Below are 16919 nucleotides of genomic sequence, written 5' to 3'. Positions count from 1 at the left end.
GTCGGCAACACGCTGCCGTCTTACCTGGCAGCTCTCTAGAGGAGCGCGTTTCATGGATCATCTTCCAAAGCACCGTCGCTCTCCTTGGCATGCCGGGGAGAAAGCGCTCCAGGAAATCTATAGCGTCTCCGAGCGCATGGAAGTGCTCGGGCAGAAAGTCATCCGCAACTACATGCCCGACCAGCATCGACAGTTTTACCAACAACTGCCCTTTATGATTGTCGGCGCGGTCGATACCCAGCAACGACCGTGGGCCACCCTGCTCGAGGGCACGGAAGGCTTCGTTACCTCTCCCGACCCACAGCAGTTGCTTGTGGCCGTACAGCCAGACGACCAGGACCCTGCAACTGCAGGCCTGCAACCGGGCCAAGCCGTCGGCTTGCTCGGTATCGAGTTGCACACGCGTCGGCGCAACCGCATCAACGGCGTAATCGAGCAGGTGACTGCGAACGGCTTGGCGATTACGGTCGAGCACGCTTATGGCAACTGCCCAAAGTACATACAAGCCAGGTCGTATCAACGGTCACGGGTGCAGGTTGCAAGCCCGGCAGAGCGCCAGGACTTCACCACCTTGAATGCCGAAACCCGCGAGCTTATTCGTAGCGCAGACACGTTCTTTATCGCCAGCTATTTTGACCATGACTCACACAGTCGCTCGGTTGACGTATCGCACCGCGGCGGCCGCACAGGTTTTGTCAAAGTTGAAGGCAACCGGCTGACCATTCCCGACTACGCCGGAAATCTGTTCTTCAATACACTGGGCAACCTGCAGGCCAACCCGGTCGCCGGGCTGCTGTTCATCGATTTCAGCAGTGGCGACATGCTGCAACTGACCGGTCGCACGGGGCTGATTCTGGAAAGCCCAGTGATTCAGGCATTCGAAGGCGCCGAGCGTTTGTGGACCTTCGACGTCGAGCAGGTGGTGCTGCGTCCGGCTGCCGTGTCACTGCGCTGGGCGTTCAGCGACTTCGCGCCAACCAGCCTGGCCACCGGCACCTGGGCTGAAGCAGACGCGCATCTGCAGCAGATCGAACAGCGGCGTCAATGGCATCAGTGGCAAGTGCTCAAGGTGCAACAAGAGAGCAAGGACATTCGCTCCTTCGTTCTCCGGCCACTGGACGACGCTACGATAACCTTCACTCCCGGACAACACCTCCCGGTGCGCATCCAGACTAATCCTGATCAAGCAGCGTTGATCAGGACCTACAGCATCTCCAGCGCCCCTTGCGACGGGCACATCCGCATCAGCGTCAAGGCACAGGGGCCGGCTTCGCATCATCTGCACAACCATGTGCAGGTTGGTGATCTGGTCGATGTTCGCCCGCCGCTGGGCAGCTTCACCCTGGCCGAAGAGAGCGCACGACCTGTGGTGCTGATCGGCGCCGGCGTTGGCATCACGCCCCTGCTGTCGATGTTCAAGGCATTGGCCACGGAGAATATCCAGCACCAACGGCAACGCGATATCCATCTATTCCAAAGCGCCAGAACACTTGCAGACCTGCCATTTCAGGCAGAGCTCTGGCAATTGCAGCAACGCGACACCGAGCGACTGCACATCCACCGAGTACTGAGCAGCCCAAGTGCTGAAACCGTTTTGGGCCGCGACTACGACATCCCTGGCCGACTCGATTTTGCGCAGGTAAAAGCGCGACTGCCGTTGGATGACTATGATTTTTACCTGTGCGGCCCCAGCAGTTTCCTGCAGAACATGTACGACGGCCTGCGCGGGTTGAACATCAACGACGAGCGCATCCATGCTGAAGCATTCGGGCCCTCGACCTTGCAGCGCTCAGCATCCGAGCAACCTGCCCCGCCCCCACAACTGCCCGCAGCCAGTGCGCCTGTACCGGTTTACTTCTCTGCCTCCAAAACAGAGGTGCGATGGACACCAGGCGCCGGCAGCCTGCTGGAGCTGGCCGAAAGTCGCGGTTTGAACCCCGACTACAGTTGCCGTGGCGGTTCGTGTGGAACCTGCAAGACGCGCCTTGTCAGCGGCAACGTCCACTATCCGAATCCACCGGCACAACTGCCGGCAAACGATACCGTGCTGATTTGCTGCGCCATACCAGCGCAACCGCAAGAAGGCAGTGTCCAGCCCTTGGTCCTCGAGCTTTAGTGAATTCACCATGAGTACCCAGCGATGCTGCGCTACTGAACACTCGGCAATATCACTCGCCTTTATTCAACCAGGAGTCATCGCCATGTCCAGCACCGAGATTCGTCAACCCGTTCCACCCTTTACCCAGGAGTCAGCGATATTGAAAGTCCGCCTCGCCGAAGACGGTTGGAACAGTCGTGACCCCGCGAAAGTGGCCTTGGCCTATACACCGGATACGCAATGGCGCAACCGCGCGGAGTTCGCAAGCAGCCGCGCTGAAGCGCAGGCGTTTTTGCAACGCAAATGGAACAAGGAACTCGAGTACCGCCTGATCAAGGAATTGTGGGCATTTGCCGATAACCGCATCGCCGTGCGCTATGCCTACGAATGGCACGATGACTCCGGAAATTGGTTTCGCTCCTACGGCAACGAGAACTGGGAATTTGCCGAAAACGGGCTGATGGCCCATCGCTTCGCCTGCATCAATGACCTGCCCATCCAAGCGTCCGAGCGTAAATTCCGTTGGCCATTAGGCCGTCGCCCGGATGATCACCCAGGTCTTTCACAATTAGGTTTGTAAACTTGGCTTGACCTGCTGCGCGCCATTGCCTCAGGCAAGGGCTACGCTGGTGCGAAGGTTCTTCGTCTCCAGGTGAATGCCATGAGTGCCCCGTCGCTTTCTGAACTCGATGCCGCGCTGCCCGCGTTGGCCCGCAAGATCCGCGTGCTCGACGCGCTGGCGTGGCCGGAGGGTGTCGAGGAGGTTTTTCTTGCCCAGTGGCGCAGCGGCAAAGCGCAATTGCCCAAGGTCGAGTTGAGCCCGCGTGACCACAGTGCCGAAGTGGCGGCGTTGGACAGCTTTGTCGAGCACTGCGATCAAGCGCATCCGGCAGGCCGTTTTCTTGCTCGTACCGCGCACAGCTATGCCACTGCCGGGCGCATGTTGGGCGCCATTGGCACCCCCGCGTTCACCCAGTTCTCCTCAGCGCTGTACCGCCGCCCGGACTTCTACTACCCCAGGCAAAAGTTGAGCATGCTCGACGCCGCCCACTTCTTTCTGAAAACCACCGATGCCCTGCTCGGTGGCGATTACATTCCCCCAAGTCCCGCTGACATCCCCGCCAATGCGTTCGCAGCCTGGCTACAACCGGAACTGGACGGCTTTTTTGGCGCTGGCCAGGTTTCAATCAAGCTTGACCCCCACCTGGCAGCCAAGGCCATTGCCGGCACCAGCCGCATTCGCTTGCGTGCCAGCGCTTTGTTTACCGAACTGGACAAGCAGCAGCTGCTGCAGCACGAAGCCTTCGTGCATGTCGCTACCGCGCAAAATGGTGCGCGCCAATCCCGACTCAAGTGCCTGGGGCTGGGAGCACCACGCACTACCCAGACCCAAGAAGGCATCGCCACGCTGGCCGAGTTGCTGACCGGCAGCATGGACATCAACCGCTTGCGGCGTCTCGCCTTGCGCGTGCTCGCGGTGCAACAAGCCCTCGATGGCGCTGACTTCATCCAGGTGTTTGAAGGCTTCCTCAAGGCTGGGCAGTCGCAGGAAGAGTCCTTTCGCTCAACCCAGCGCATTTTTCGCGGTGCCAATCTGCGAGGGGGATCGGCGTTCACCAAGGATGCCGCTTACCTCACCGGATTGCTCGGGGTACACACCCTGCTGCGCGTAGCGATCCGCGATAACCGCCCTGAGCTGGTGGGCCACTTGTTCGCCGGGCGCCTGACCCTGGGCGACACCCTGCACCTGGCGCCGCTGTTCGAGTCGGGCTGGCTGGTGGGTCCTACCTACATTCCGGCCTGGGCCAGCGACTTGCGCCGGCTCGCCGCTAACCTGGCATTTTCCGCGTTCATCGCCCGGGTCAAACTAGATGTGCTCGACCTGCAATTGTTCATGGCCTTTGAGGATGAGCAGGAGGTCGATAGCCGATCCCTTTGACGCCGCCGACGTAGCAGCGTCGAAGGTTGCAGTGGCAAACTTTGGAGAGTTCATTGCACCTCGCTCCATCATTCATCAGACTAGGCACTGGGTCGTCAACCACCGCAACGACAGCGCCTTGCCGGACTGTTTGATGTTCACAGCCAAGCGAGTGACCCACTCCCTGACAGACCCTCCGCCTCAAGGCCGTTGATCACCTCTTCGCATCGTTGCGCGACCCGTTGGGTTTTCAGGCGTTTGATTGAAAGCGCCAAACTCTCGAGCCGTGAACCACTCAAAGCAATCGTTAGATGACAGAATCCACTATTTGACCCCCTCAGGAGGCCCTCATGCTTCGTGTGTTTGAACGAAGACTCGACCCCTTTCCACCCGATGAGCTGCCACCTCCACCGGTTGGTCTGGCGCGGTTCCTGTGGGCCTGCACCCGAGGCGCACGCGGCTATATCCTCGCGCTTGCGCTGCTCAGTGCCAGTGTGTCGATTTACGAAGCCTGGTTGTTTGCCTTTCTTGGCCAGGTGGTCGACCTGCTCTCCACCTGGCAGGCAGGCGGTAATACTCAGGGTCAGGAAAGCCGCGTGCTGTGGGGTATCGCCATCGTGTTAGTGACCAGCGTCGGGCTGGTGGCGCTACGCACCATGGTTCAGCACCAGGTCTTGGCGATCAACTTGCCGTTGCGGCTGCGCTGGGACTTCCACCGCCTGATGCTGCGCCAAAGCCTGTCATTTTTTTCCGATGAGTTTTCCGGCCGGGTCACCACCAAGGTGATGCAGACTGCTTTGGCCGTGCGCGAAGTGCTGTTCACCCTGATCGAAATCGCGCCCGGCATTGGTGTGTATTTCATTGCGATCATCGCCCTGGCCGGCGGTTTCGCCCTGAAGTTGATGCTGCCGTTCGTTATCTGGGTCGCACTGTTCGGTCTGGCCATGCTGTACTTTGTGCCGCGCCTGGGCCAGGTCGGACAGGAACAGGCCCACGCGCGCTCATCGATGACCGGGCGAATCTCCGACGCCTACACCAACATCACCACTGTGAAACTGTTCTCGCACTCCAAACGTGAAGCGCATTTCGCACGCGCAGCCATGGAGGATTTCAAACAGACCGGCTTTCGCCAAATGCGCTTGGTCAGTCAATTCGAGATCGTCAATCAGGCACTGGTGGTCGCCCTGATCCTTGGCGCAGGCGGTTACGCCTTGTGGCTGTGGCATCAAGGCGAAGTCGGTACGGGGGCCGTGGCGGCTATCACAGCGATGGCCCTGCGCATCAACGGCATGTCGCACTGGATCATGTGGCAAATGACCTCGCTGTTCGAAAGCATCGGTACTGTCCAGGATGGCATGCAAACCCTGACCCGCGGGCCCAAAGTGCAGGATGCGCCAAACGCCAGTGAGTTGGTGCCTGCCGGCGGCGCAGTGACCTTCGATAACGTGAGCTTCAACTACAACGGTGAGCGACAGGTGCTCGATGGCCTGAGTCTGAAAATCCGTGCCGGGGAAAAAATCGGCCTGGTCGGGCGCTCTGGTGCGGGCAAGTCCACGCTGATCAACCTGCTGCTGCGCTTCTATGACGTCGACAGTGGCGAGATTCGCATTGACGGGCAAAACATCGCTCACGTGACCCAGGACAGCCTGCGCAGCGCCATCGGCATGGTCACCCAGGACACCTCCCTGCTGCACCGCTCGATTCGCGACAACATCGCCTACGGTCGCCCGGAGGCGACTGACGCAGAAATCCGCCGCGCTGCAGCCAACGCCCAGGCCGACGTTTTTATCAGCCAACTGAGCGACCGCCAGGGACATAGCGGTTATGACGCTCTGGTCGGTGAGCGCGGCATCAAGCTGTCCGGTGGCCAGCGCCAACGCATTGCCATCGCCCGGGTGATGCTCAAGAACGCCCCGATCCTGCTGCTGGACGAAGCCACCAGCGCCCTGGACTCTGAGGTGGAAGTGGCTATCCAGGAAAGCCTGGATGAAATGATGCAAGGCAAGACCGTCATCGCCATCGCCCATCGGCTATCGACAATCGCGGCAATGGATCGACTGATCGTCATGGATGATGGGCGCATCATCGAACAAGGCAGCCACGCTGAACTGCTGGCGAAGAACGGTACCTACGCGCGGCTGTGGCAGCACCAGAGTGGTGGATTCCTGGGTGAAGACCAAGGGTTGGCCGAAGCGCTGGAGTAGCCGGCGGCTGAACGGTCTGGAGCGCTGATTTGCCGGCGGCGGCTCACGCCCTGGGCGCCTCAGCCGCCAGACTGTGCAGAACACCCGCCAGCGGTGGGCTGTATCTTGCACTTTGCATGACGTGAATTTTTGCAATTGCGGTAACGCATTGAATTCACACACTTTGCCATTTACCCCTGCTTGGCATAAGGCATGCACCCGTTGTGGTGGACATTGATGTTCACGACGGGAGTTCTAAAACAATGATGACAACAACCGAAGCCCAACTGGCTGTCAGCGCGCAAGTGCAGAACCAGTCTGGCGTGTCATGGGCGGCAATTTTTGCAGGTGCGGCAGGCGCTGCGGCATTGTCGCTGATCCTGGTAATGCTCGGTTTTGGACTGGGCTTTTCAGCAGTTTCTCCGTGGGCCGGCGATGGCATGAGCGCCAAGAGCCTCGGCATCTCCACGATTGTCTGGCTTGCGTTGACGCAGATTATCGCTTCTGGCCTCGGCGGCTACCTGGCAGGTCGCCTGCGAGTCAAATGGGCGCGGGTGCATGGCGATGAGGTGTACTTTCGCGATACCGCCCACGGCTTTCTGGCATGGGCGGTCGCCACGCTGGTGACGGCCACGCTGGTGGTCGGCTCGGTCAGCAGCATCGTCGGGGGTGGGGTACAAGCTGGGGCACACGTTGCAGCGGGGGCCGCAAGCGGCGTGACCTCGGCAGCGTCCACAGCGGCGGGCAGCAAAGACAGCGACGCCTATGGCTATTTTGTCGACACCCTGTTTCGCGGTGATAGCACGGTCATGGTCAATGAGGATGCCGCCAATGCCGCGGTGACCCGGATCATGGCGCGTTCGCTGAGCGACGGCGGGCAACTGAGCGCAGAAGACAGAGCCTATCTGGCGCAACTGGTCAGCCAGCGCACCAACCTTACCCAGGCCCAGGCCGAAAAACGTGTCGACGATGTGTTCGCCAAGGCGCGCCAGGCGTTGGATGAAGCCAAGACCGCTGCCCGTGAAGCCGCCGACGCAGCCAGCAAAGTAGCCGCGATGACTTCCCTGTGGATGTTCATTGCATTGTTGTGCGGCGCGTTTTTCGCAAGCTTTGCCGCAACCTACGGGGGCCGCCGTCGCGACGCCGTGATTCTGGTCGACGACTCTGTCGGCACTCGAGCTCAATAACCGAGGAGAACTACCATGCGTTCGATACTGCTATTCATGCTCGGCGTGCCTATTCCCGTGATCATCCTGATTGCATTGTTCATGCATTGAAGGCTGGAGAAAGGCGTTTGCGCACACCACGCCCGCAGTTGCTCGAATGAGCCCACTGCAATGAACAAGCCCCGCCAGTGCGCACTGCTTGGGTAACCAGCATCATGCGCACTAGCGGGGCTTGTACCTGCCTCAGGAGGCGGCGTTCAGCGCGGCCTGAGCCTTGGCAGCGGAGCGTGCACGCACCCAGCTGAAGGCGATAGCGAGGATCAGGGCAAAGCCGACGTAGCCCAGCAGCGGGTAGACAGTACCAACCAGCTTACTGAAACCGCCCAGGCTCAAGCCCAGACCTACGCACACGGTCACTGCGCTGACCACTTTGAAGCGGCGCGAATCCGGTTTGGCGAAGCGCGCGCTGAAGGCGAAGAACATACCCACTGCGGTGCTATAGATCATGCACACCAGCGCGATGGACATGACTACCGAGAGGATGGGCGAGATGCGCGCCGACAGCGCCAGCGACGGCATTTCGATACCCTGCAACTGGTTGATGTTGGCGAACAGGCCAATGTTCAGCAGCAGAATCAGCGCACCCAGGCCAAGACCACCGAGCACGCCGCCGACCGCGGCAGCCTTGGGTTGCTTGGTCATACCGCCGATAACGGCAAGCATCGGGAAACCTACGGCAATATTGAACGAGGCATAGAGCAAGGCGCCAACGAACCAGTTACCAGTGACCGTCTCGTTGTTCTCGCGGGCAACTGCGTCGAGGGTTTCGACGGAGGCGTTGTAGTTGAAGATCGAGTAGGTGGTGATGATCAGAACCATGGCCAGCAGGAACGGCATCACCGCGCTGATCAGGTTGATAATGCGTGTAACGTGCAGGCACAAAGTGGCAACCACCAGCACAGTCATCAGAACGCCACCGAAGAGCGGCGGCAAGTTGTATTCCTGGGTAAAGATCGAACCGCTGCCGGCCAGCATCACCACGCCGACGCCGTACAGGAAGAACGACAACACCACATCGACCACCAGGCCGATACGCGTACCGAACAACTTGTAAAGAACTTCCTTGTGCGAGTTCGCTTGCATCTGCGAGCTCATCCGGGCGATCTGCATGCCGAGGAAGGCAAACAGTACACCGCTCACCAGAGTGCCGACGATGCCTATCAGCCCATAACCGGTGAAGAACTGCAGGACCTCCTGCCCAGAGGCGAAACCACCCCCAATCACCACAGACATGTAAGCAAGCGCAATCTGGATAGATTGTTTATTCATTACACTATTTCTCGTTCTTAGACTTATTAGTAGCATGGAAAAAAGAGGTGACTCCTGTCCCCTGATTCCCGCATAGCGACTATCTGTATGGCTGTACCACAAGCACCCTGGCTCGTTGAAATGTGCAGCCACGCTGACGCCGAGCGCAGTATAGGAAGTGTTAGGTAGTTGTTTTTACTGAATAAATTGCCATACGCGGCGAAAAGCGCCGTGAAATTCGTTTTGCCGCTACAAGTCTCGTGAAAACGCCAACCCACGGGCGAGCCACCTACCACCGTCCGCGAAGGGGGCTACCCTACTCACGTACTTGCCGGTTTAAAATCAGCCCCTTTGCCATTGCGACTGCGGAACCCATTTATGGCTTCATCGAAACGACAGCATCACGCCATGGAGCGAGAACTGGCCCGTGCGCTGACCCGCGCCTGCGAGTCGGCCAAGGGCCAGATTCTCGGCTTTGAGTGGCTGACTCATCGCGTCAATTACGACAGCTTCCCTGACAGCCTGATTGTCACCTGGGTATTCGATAGCGAAAGCCACTTGACCACTGCCCTATGCAGCCACGACCAAGCCTGGATCCATGACCTTACCCAAGCAGCATTCGAGGACATTGGCATCAACGTCGCCGACATCACCCGGCATCTTGAGTTTGATTGCGAAGAACGTTGCGCAGCTTCGCACCAGGGCAATTGGGCGGTGCGTCTGGGCTCACGGCAACGATCAGGTAGCAAACATGGCAAAGGACATTGAAACCCCCTGCGTTTCGCTGTGCCAATTGAACAGCGACATGTGCGTGAGCTGCGGACGAACAAGGGAAGAAATCCGTAAATGGCGCAGCATGAAACGGCCAGAGAAAATGACGACCGTGCGCAACGCCAGCGCGCGCATGAAAAGCCTCAACAAGAAGAAAAACTAATCGCTCTGGCAGTGCCTGCTCTGTTGCCTCCAGGCTAGACGAATACCGTCAACCAGGCCGACACCAGCAACAACAGAGCCAGCGCGTGGTTCATGCGCTTGAACGCCCGTGGCGAACTCAGTGCCCGGGCGCTGCCCATGCCAAGCAGGGCCCACAGGGTCATGCACGGTAGTGAGACCAACAGAAAGAGCAGTGCCAACAAGACAACCTGCAACGCTCTGTCACTGCCACTGACGAACACGCTGACGACCGCAATCGCCATCATCCAGACCTTGGGATTGACCACTTGCAGCAGCGCGATACTCAGCATCCTGACGCCTTCGTCCTCAGCGCCTGCTTGCTCCAGGGAAGGCGCCGGACTTTGAAAGATCTGCCAGGCAAGCCAGGTCAACCAAAGCACACCGGCCCAGGCCATCGCCTGTTGCACGCGCGGAAACTTCAACAAGGTTTCTCCCACCCCAAGCCCCACGGCAAAGACAATCGAGGCCGCAGCCACGCATGCAGCAACTATGATCGGCCACGTGGCGCCCATACCCCGCCGCGCGCTGTGACTGAACACGAGGATGTTGGTCGGCCCCGGGGTTATCGAAGCAACGAAGGCAAACAACAGAAAAGGCAACAGTGAAGGCATCGATCGGACTCCTGCGAAGAGGCGATCATGGTCACGCAGCAGTGTGATTCAGTCTGGAAGATTTGAGCAACGCTTGCGGTAGTCCGCTGGCGTCAGCCGGTAGGCGCGGCGGAACCAGCGCCCCATATGGCTTTGATCGGCGAAGCCGACAGCACTGGCGACCTGTACGGGTGACACACCGCGCGCCAGCAATTGCCGCGCTTTGGCCAGGCGTAGTTGGATCAGATAAGCATGCGGCGCAAGGCCAAAAGCAGCCTTGAAGGCCCGGGTCAAACGAAAGCGGTCGACGCCACAGGCGCGCGCCAGATCATCCAGGCCAATGTCTTCGCAGCCGTGGGCATGCAAAAAATCACGGGCTATTTGTGCCGACAAGGGTAGGCGCGGATCCGGACTCAGACGCTTGCGCCAGTCCATGTGGCGGGTCAGCGCACCGAGCAAATCATCGACCGCGCTTTGCCGCACAATGCGCAGGTCGCTGTCGTGGAATGCCCGAAATGCGTTTGATATGACCGTAGCCAAACTCCCGTCCTGGCTTAGGGTAGCGGTAAAACCCAGTTGGCAATTGTGCGGTGCGTGCTCGAACAACGTCAGCAACTCACGCTCCAGCCACTGCGGATCGAGGTAGAGCATGGAGTAAGTGAAGCCTTCCTCGGTCGGCGCATGGCCATCGTGGAGTTCCCCCGGCTCCAGCATGAACACTTTGCCGGGCGTACTGAAATGACGAATGCGCCGGCAATTGAACTGCTGCACACCTTGCTCGGTAACCCCGACAAGAAAACTATCGTGCCAGTGCGGGTCGTAGGCATGCCCTTGAAAATGCGCACGAATCGATTCAATCCCGGTTTCGGTATCCTGGGATAGATCGATCCAGTTGCATGTGTCCATTCAGGGTTCCAGTAGCACTGTTCATCAATGTCTGCGTGAACGTACACGCTACCTTGCTTTGGCGCAGGCCGTTTAGAACATTTGTGCAGTTGGCCGTCTCGGCAGCGCCGTGCTGTTCTCGACTGAACGTACTGTGGATTCGAAAGCTGAACCAGTAAGATCCAGATGATCTGGTGAAATTTTTAACTCTATTACAAGAACAAGAGAGACCCAAATGACCTTGGAACACAGTGTCGCCACCCTTAATCAACTGCTGTCGCAACGTTCAAGTTGCCGCGCCTTCACGGCCGAGCCAGTTCCCCAGGCTACGCTCGAAAGCATCCTGACCATGGCACAGCGCTCGGCCTCCTGGTGCAACTCTCAGCCCTGGCAAATTCACCTTACTCAAGGTGATGCGACCGAACAGTTCCGCGACATCATGCAAGCCCCCGCCCATGAAGACGAACCCGGCCCCGACTTTCCATGGCCGAGCGAGTATCGTGGGGTTTATCAGGACCGCCGCCGCGAGTGCGGCCTGGCGCTCTATGACAGCCTGGGTATCGAGCGTGGCGACCGAGTAGCTTCGGCGCGCCAAACCCGGGAAAATTTTCGATTCTTCGGCGCCCCGCATGTGGCGATGATCACCAGCGACCAGGCGCTGGGCGTCTATGGCGCGGTAGATTGTGGTGGATACATCGCCAACCTCTTGCTTGCCGCTGCAAGCCACGGCGTCGCTGCCATTGCGCAAGCGGCGCTAGCAGCCCATCCCCAACGTGTTCGTGACTACTTTGGCCTAGCGCCAGACCGGCTGGTTGTCTGTGGTATCTCGCTGGGTTTTGCCGAGCCCGGCCATCCAGCCAACAACTTTCGCACCACCAGAGCCAATATCACCACCGCGGTGCAATGGAAGGGAAATAGCTGACCAACGCACAGCCATGGGATGTACACCCCATGGCTGGCATTTGTGAACGCTCGGTAAGTTAACGCGACGCCCAGGCGTTGAAGCGCTGTTCCAGGTGTTCACCGTGGTCTGCCCAGAACAGAGCGTCTACAGCCACTTGTTGCGCAAGGTTCTCGGGGGCAGTGGGCAGCTCTGCAATGCGCGCCTTGTCGAGCAGGTCCATGGCCTGCAAGTTGGCGGCGCCATAATCGATATGCTCGGCAAAGCTCTTCTGTTGCTGCGGTTCGAGCGAGAAGGCAATGAACTCGCGGGTTTTTTCCTGACGCGAAGCGCCCCGTGGAATCGCCCAGGAGTCGAATTCGTAGAGCCCACCCGACCAGACGATTTTCAGGTCATAGGTTTTGCGCTGCTCGGCCGAAAGACGACCGTTATACACCGAGCTCATCACCACATCCCCTGCCGCCAGGTATTGAGGTGGCTGCGCGCCGGCCTCCCACCACTGAATGTGCGGCTTGATCTGGTCGAGTTTGGCAAAGGCGCGATCCTGCCCCGCCTCGGTCGCCAGCAGTGAGTAAACCTCCCCAGGTTCAACACCGTCGGCGATCAGCGCGAACTCCAGGGTCGACTTGGCCAGCTTGCGCAGGCCACGCTTACCCGGGAATCGCTCGACATCCCAGAAATCTTTCCAACCGGTGGGCGCTTCCTTCAGCTTGCTGGCGTTGTAGGCCAGCACTGTCGAATACACCAGAAAGCCAATGCCGCACGGCTGGATGGCACCGGGAACGAAGTTTTTACTGTCCAGGCCGATCTGCGCAGGGTCGAGGGTCTCGAACATGCCTTCGTCACAACCACGGGCCAGTTCGGCGGACTCGACCTCCACGGCGTCCCAAGAGACGCTGCGGGTGTCGACCATGGCTTTGACCTTGGCCATTTCACCGTTGTATTCACCGGAAATAATCTTGCTGCCGCTGGCTTGCTGCCAGGGTTTGTAAAAAGCCTTTACTTGCGCCTCTTTATTGGCGCCGCCGAAGGAGACGACGGTGAGATCGGCGGCAAGGCCGTGACTGGCAGTAACTATCCCCGTTGCCAGCACTGCGAATTTCAGAGTCTTGATCATTATTGTTATCTCCTACTGTTCAAGGGTGATTGCAAATCACTCAAGACACCGGGATAAATCAGCCTTCCCAGGCGAGAGACATCCGGGTCTCGATGCGTTCGTGGGAGATAGGCCATACGACCCACTCGGCAACGAACAATGGTGTTCCTGGCTCCATTTTTCTCGCCGAGTAAGGTGGCACGTATGTAACGGTGGTTAGACTCTACTTTTCTGATTTTCAGATTGGTGCTGACTAAACATATGCAGCAGCAACTGCGTGTGAGATCAAGCTTGTCTGCGCAGGGTGAGAATCGCAGCCCCAAAGAAGATGAACGTCGAACCGACCACCCTGCTCACCCACAGCGAAAAGCGCGGCCGCGTCAGTACGCCCTTGGCCCGTGAAGCAAGCGCTGCATAGAGGCTCAAGGAGGTCAGCGACAAGCCCATGAAAATCGAGGTCAGCAACAGAAACTGCGGCAGCAGTGCTGCACTCTGGTCGAGAAACTGCGGGAACAGCGCGGAGAAAAACATCGTGGCCTTGGGATTGGTCGCGGCGGTCAGGAAGGCTGATTTGAATAGTTTCTGACGCGAAGGCCGGCCTGTTTTCTGGTGTTGCGCAACATCGCTGGCAAGCATGGAGGTTTTCTTGAACAGCTGCTTGGCACCCAGGTAAAAGAGATAACCGGCGCCAGCGATCTTGACGACGTTGAACATCCATTCAGAACTGGCAAGCAAGGCACCCAGGCCGAGCATCGCCGCCGCCGACAAGCAGAACAAACCACAGGCATTGCCCAAGGATGACCACACCGCAGCACGCTGACCATAGGCGACGCTGTTGTTGATCGCCATCAGTGTGGCAGGACCGGGGCTGGCAATGGCAATGGCAGCAACCAGGACATACGCGAGAATCGAGTGAGCATCCATTTTTCGAACTCGAAGTAGATAGGAAGCCATGCATCTTACAGAGCTGGTCGAGCGTATTCATCTGCTCATGGGGCAAATACCGAGATGGCTGAGAGAGACACGCTATCAACCCACAAGACTGCCACTATTAGCCCTCGCAGTTGGCCACGTCTAGCCTATATTTATCGCTGCACCGATCCGGCTGGATGGCGTTTGGGAAAGCGGCAACACAGCGGCTACCGCCGCGTTTCCCGCAGTGGTCCACCTGTCGATAACGAGATTGCCGCTACGCTTAACCGTCCGTGATGGCCATCACCGATTCGTTGTCTGAACCGCTGGCCTTGAACCTATGCCATTGATTTCACTCATCTCTACTCGGTTGGCACAACGGGTCAGATTGTGGGGTGAGTCCATCCAGAGGTGAAACAGTCATGTCAAACGAGTCAAAATGCCCGTTCAATCATGCCGCTGGCGGCGGCACCACCAACCGCGATTGGTGGCCCGACCAGTTGAACCTGAGAATACTCCACCAACATTCGTGCCTGTCCGATCCGATGGACGAGGACTTCGACTACGCCAAGGCTTTCAAGAGCCTGGACTTTGCCGCGGTGAAACGTGACCTGACGGCACTGATGACCGACTCCCAGGATTGGTGGCCGGCCGACTTCGGTCATTACGGCCCGCTGTTCGTACGTATGGCCTGGCACAGCGCCGGCACTTATCGCACCAGTGACGGCCGTGGTGGCGCGGGGTCCGGTCAACAGCGCTTCGCCCCCCTCAATAGTTGGCCCGACAACGTCAGCCTCGACAAAGCCCGGCGTCTGCTGTGGCCGATCAAGCAGAAATACGGGAAGAACATTTCCTGGGCCGACCTGATTGTGCTCACCGGCAACGTCGCACTGGAATCAATGGGCTTTAAAACTTTCGGTTTCTCCGGCGGCCGTGCCGATGTCTGGGAACCTGATGAGGATGTCTACTGGGGCTCGGAAACCGTCTGGCTGGGCGGTGATACCCGCTATGGCAAGGCACAGCCACCGGGCGACGTACCGCTAGTCGCAGAACCCTCCAAGCATGGTCAGGAAGAAAGCCGTACCGACCCACCTGGGCGCAACCTGGAAAATCCATTGGCCGCCGTGCAGATGGGCCTGATTTACGTGAATCCGGAGGGCCCGGAAGGCAACCCCGACCCGATCGCTTCGGCCAAGGACATTCGCGAAACCTTTGGCCGCATGGCCATGAATGACGAAGAAACCGTGGCGCTGATCGCCGGTGGCCACGCCTTCGGCAAAACCCATGGCGCCGGCCCCGCCGATCATGTCGGCGCAGAACCTGAGGCCGCTGGCCTTGAGCAACAAGGCCTCGGCTGGCATAACACCTTCGGCACCGGCAAAGGCCCGGACACTATCACCAGCGGCCTGGAAGTAACCTGGACCTCCACCCCGACCCGCTGGAGCAACGAGTACCTGGAGAACCTGTTCAACTTCGAGTGGGAGCTGACCAAAAGCCCGGCCGGCGCCCACCAATGGAAGCCGAAGGGCGGCGCGGGCGCCGATAAAATCCCGCACGCCTTCGATCCGGCGAAGCGCCAGGAGCCGCGAATGCTGACTTCGGACCTGGCCTTGCGCCTTGATCCGATCTACGAGCCAATTTCTCGACGCTTCAAGGAAAACCCCGAACAGTTGGCCGACGCCTTCGCGCGTGCCTGGTACAAGCTCATCCACCGTGACATGGGCCCGCTATCGCGCTACCTCGGCCCGGAAATGCCAAGTGAGGAATTGCTTTGGCAAGACCCGATTCCGGCGCTCGACCATGCGCTAGTCAACGATGCGGATGTATCCGCGCTCAAAGCCAAGGTGCTGGCCTCGGGGTTGTCGGTATCGCAACTGGTCTCTACCGCCTGGGCAGCCGCTTCGAGCTTTCGCGGATCGGACAAACGCGGAGGTGCCAACGGTGGTCGGCTGCGCTTGGCGCCGCAGAAGGATTGGGAAGCCAACCAGCCTGCGCAACTGACCGAGGTACTGGGCAAGCTGCAAAGCATTCAGAACGACTTCAATGCCCAAGGGGGCGGCAAGAAAATCTCCCTGGCTGACTTGATTGTGCTGGGTGGTGCCGCCGGCGTAGAGCAGGCGGCGAAAAATGCCGGTCACAACGTCAACGTGCCCTTCTCTCCTGGACGGGCTGACGCCTCGCAAGAACAGACCGATGTCGAGTCCTTCAGCCTGCTGGAGCCTGTAGCCGATGGCTTTCGCAACTTTGCCAAAGCCGGACTCAAGATCAAACCCGAGAAGCTACTGGTGGATAAGGCCCAGTTGCTGACCTTGAGCGCACCGGAAATGACCGTTCTTGTCGGTGGCCTGCGGGTGCTGGGCAACAATGTCGGACAAGGCACCCAGGGGGTGTTCACTCAGCGGCCGGGTCAGTTGACCAATGACTTCTTCCACAACCTGCTGGACATGAGCGTGGAATGGAAGCCGACCTCCAGTGCCAACGACAGCTATGAAGCCCGCGACCGCAAGAGCGGCGAGCTGAAATGGACGGCCAGCCGCGTCGACCTAGTGTTTGGCTCTAATGCCCAGCTACGGGCATTGGCTGAGGTGTACGGCAGCGACGATGGCAAGGACAAGTTCGTCCACGACTTCGTCGCCGCCTGGACCAAGGTGATGAATCTGGACCGTTTTGACCTGGCGTAAAAGGACCGCTGTGTTCTGCTGGTGAAATGTAAAAGCGCCCCGAGTTGCAAGGCCGACTCGGGGTGTTTTTGTCTGATCCGTATTTTTACACCACATCTGCATCTGTAATGAAAATCCCGACACTCCGACAATAAAGCCCCTACAGGGCACCTTTCGCTGCGTGCCTGAGCAGGCAGTTGCATCGTCTGCAACGCCTGTTGCCTCTTTCCTGTTCAATTCGGAGTTCA

Annotated in this window: 14 protein-coding genes; 9 read left to right on the top strand and 5 right to left on the bottom strand. The window is 59.0% G+C overall.

Translation table 11 applies throughout. The features are described 5' to 3' along the window. Positions 1-52 precede the first annotated feature (52 nt). The 5 genes from D3Z90_RS09185 to D3Z90_RS09165 all read left to right on the top strand — a co-directional run bounded on the left by D3Z90_RS09185 (position 53) and on the right by D3Z90_RS09165 (position 7386). Positions 53-2116 carry a pyridoxamine 5'-phosphate oxidase family protein gene (locus tag D3Z90_RS09185; RefSeq protein ID WP_136475439.1) on the top strand — a complete coding sequence of 688 codons (2064 nt, stop codon included), beginning with the start codon at positions 53-55 and terminating at the stop codon, positions 2114-2116. Between the two features lie 85 nt (positions 2117-2201). Further along, positions 2202-2678 (top strand): nuclear transport factor 2 family protein, encoded by a 477-nt coding sequence (locus D3Z90_RS09180; RefSeq protein WP_136475438.1) that lies wholly within the window; start codon positions 2202-2204, stop codon positions 2676-2678. An 81-nt stretch (positions 2679-2759) separates the two neighbouring features. Continuing rightward, positions 2760-4037 (top strand): flavohemoglobin expression-modulating QEGLA motif protein, encoded by a 1278-nt coding sequence (locus D3Z90_RS09175; protein ID WP_136475437.1) that lies wholly within the window; start codon positions 2760-2762, stop codon positions 4035-4037. A gap of 329 nt (positions 4038-4366) precedes the next feature. Then, positions 4367-6220: an ABC transporter ATP-binding protein gene (locus D3Z90_RS09170; protein WP_136475436.1), complete on the top strand. Its 1854-nt coding sequence runs from the start codon at positions 4367-4369 to the stop codon at positions 6218-6220. 242 nt (positions 6221-6462) lie between these two features. Then, entirely contained in the window at positions 6463-7386 is a 924-nt protein-coding gene (locus D3Z90_RS09165; protein ID WP_136475435.1) for a hypothetical protein, read from the top strand. A gap of 222 nt (positions 7387-7608) precedes the next feature. On the opposite strand, the gene D3Z90_RS09160 is transcribed toward D3Z90_RS09165, so the two are convergent. Next, positions 7609-8694, bottom strand: coding sequence for a hypothetical protein (locus tag D3Z90_RS09160; RefSeq protein ID WP_136475434.1), 1086 nt, complete (start codon positions 8692-8694; stop codon positions 7609-7611). Positions 8695-9051: 357 nt separating this feature from the next. Between D3Z90_RS09160 and D3Z90_RS09155 the strand changes: the two genes are divergently transcribed. Continuing rightward, positions 9052-9441, top strand: a complete 390-nt coding sequence (locus D3Z90_RS09155) for a hypothetical protein (RefSeq protein ID WP_178084178.1) — start codon at positions 9052-9054, stop codon at positions 9439-9441. Next, positions 9425-9607 (top strand): DUF1289 domain-containing protein, encoded by a 183-nt coding sequence (locus tag D3Z90_RS09150; protein WP_136475433.1) that lies wholly within the window; start codon positions 9425-9427, stop codon positions 9605-9607. Before D3Z90_RS09155 ends, D3Z90_RS09150 begins: the two co-directional genes overlap by 17 nt. A gap of 34 nt (positions 9608-9641) precedes the next feature. On the opposite strand, the gene D3Z90_RS09145 is transcribed toward D3Z90_RS09150, so the two are convergent. Both D3Z90_RS09145 and D3Z90_RS09140 read right to left on the bottom strand, forming a co-directional pair. After that, entirely contained in the window at positions 9642-10238 is a 597-nt protein-coding gene (locus D3Z90_RS09145; protein ID WP_136475432.1) for a LysE family translocator, read from the bottom strand. A 48-nt stretch (positions 10239-10286) separates the two neighbouring features. Further along, positions 10287-11123, bottom strand: coding sequence for an AraC family transcriptional regulator (locus D3Z90_RS09140; RefSeq protein WP_136475431.1), 837 nt, complete (start codon positions 11121-11123; stop codon positions 10287-10289). A 214-nt stretch (positions 11124-11337) separates the two neighbouring features. On the opposite strand from D3Z90_RS09140, the gene D3Z90_RS09135 reads away from it, so the two are divergent. Then, positions 11338-12024, top strand: coding sequence for a nitroreductase (locus D3Z90_RS09135; protein WP_178084177.1), 687 nt, complete (start codon positions 11338-11340; stop codon positions 12022-12024). A 58-nt stretch (positions 12025-12082) separates the two neighbouring features. Here the strand turns inward: D3Z90_RS09135 and D3Z90_RS09130 are convergent, their stop codons facing one another. Together D3Z90_RS09130 and D3Z90_RS09125 are read right to left on the bottom strand one after the other, a co-directional pair. Then, positions 12083-13120, bottom strand: coding sequence for an ABC transporter substrate-binding protein (locus tag D3Z90_RS09130; RefSeq protein WP_136475430.1), 1038 nt, complete (start codon positions 13118-13120; stop codon positions 12083-12085). 264 nt (positions 13121-13384) lie between these two features. Further along, the gene (locus D3Z90_RS09125) at positions 13385-14023 is read right to left on the bottom strand and encodes a LysE family translocator (RefSeq protein WP_136475429.1); all 639 of its coding nucleotides are present in this window, start codon (positions 14021-14023) and stop codon (positions 13385-13387) included. Positions 14024-14433: 410 nt separating this feature from the next. On the opposite strand from D3Z90_RS09125, the gene katG reads away from it, so the two are divergent. Then, complete coding sequence (gene katG, locus D3Z90_RS09120; RefSeq protein WP_136475428.1) at positions 14434-16692, top strand: catalase/peroxidase HPI; 2259 nt, start codon at positions 14434-14436, stop codon at positions 16690-16692. Positions 16693-16919 lie beyond the last annotated feature (227 nt).

Source organism: Pseudomonas sp. DG56-2, from assembly GCF_004803755.1.
GTDB lineage: Bacteria > Pseudomonadota > Gammaproteobacteria > Pseudomonadales > Pseudomonadaceae > Aquipseudomonas > Aquipseudomonas auratipiscis.
This window is presented reverse-complemented; position numbering and strand designations above follow the sequence as displayed.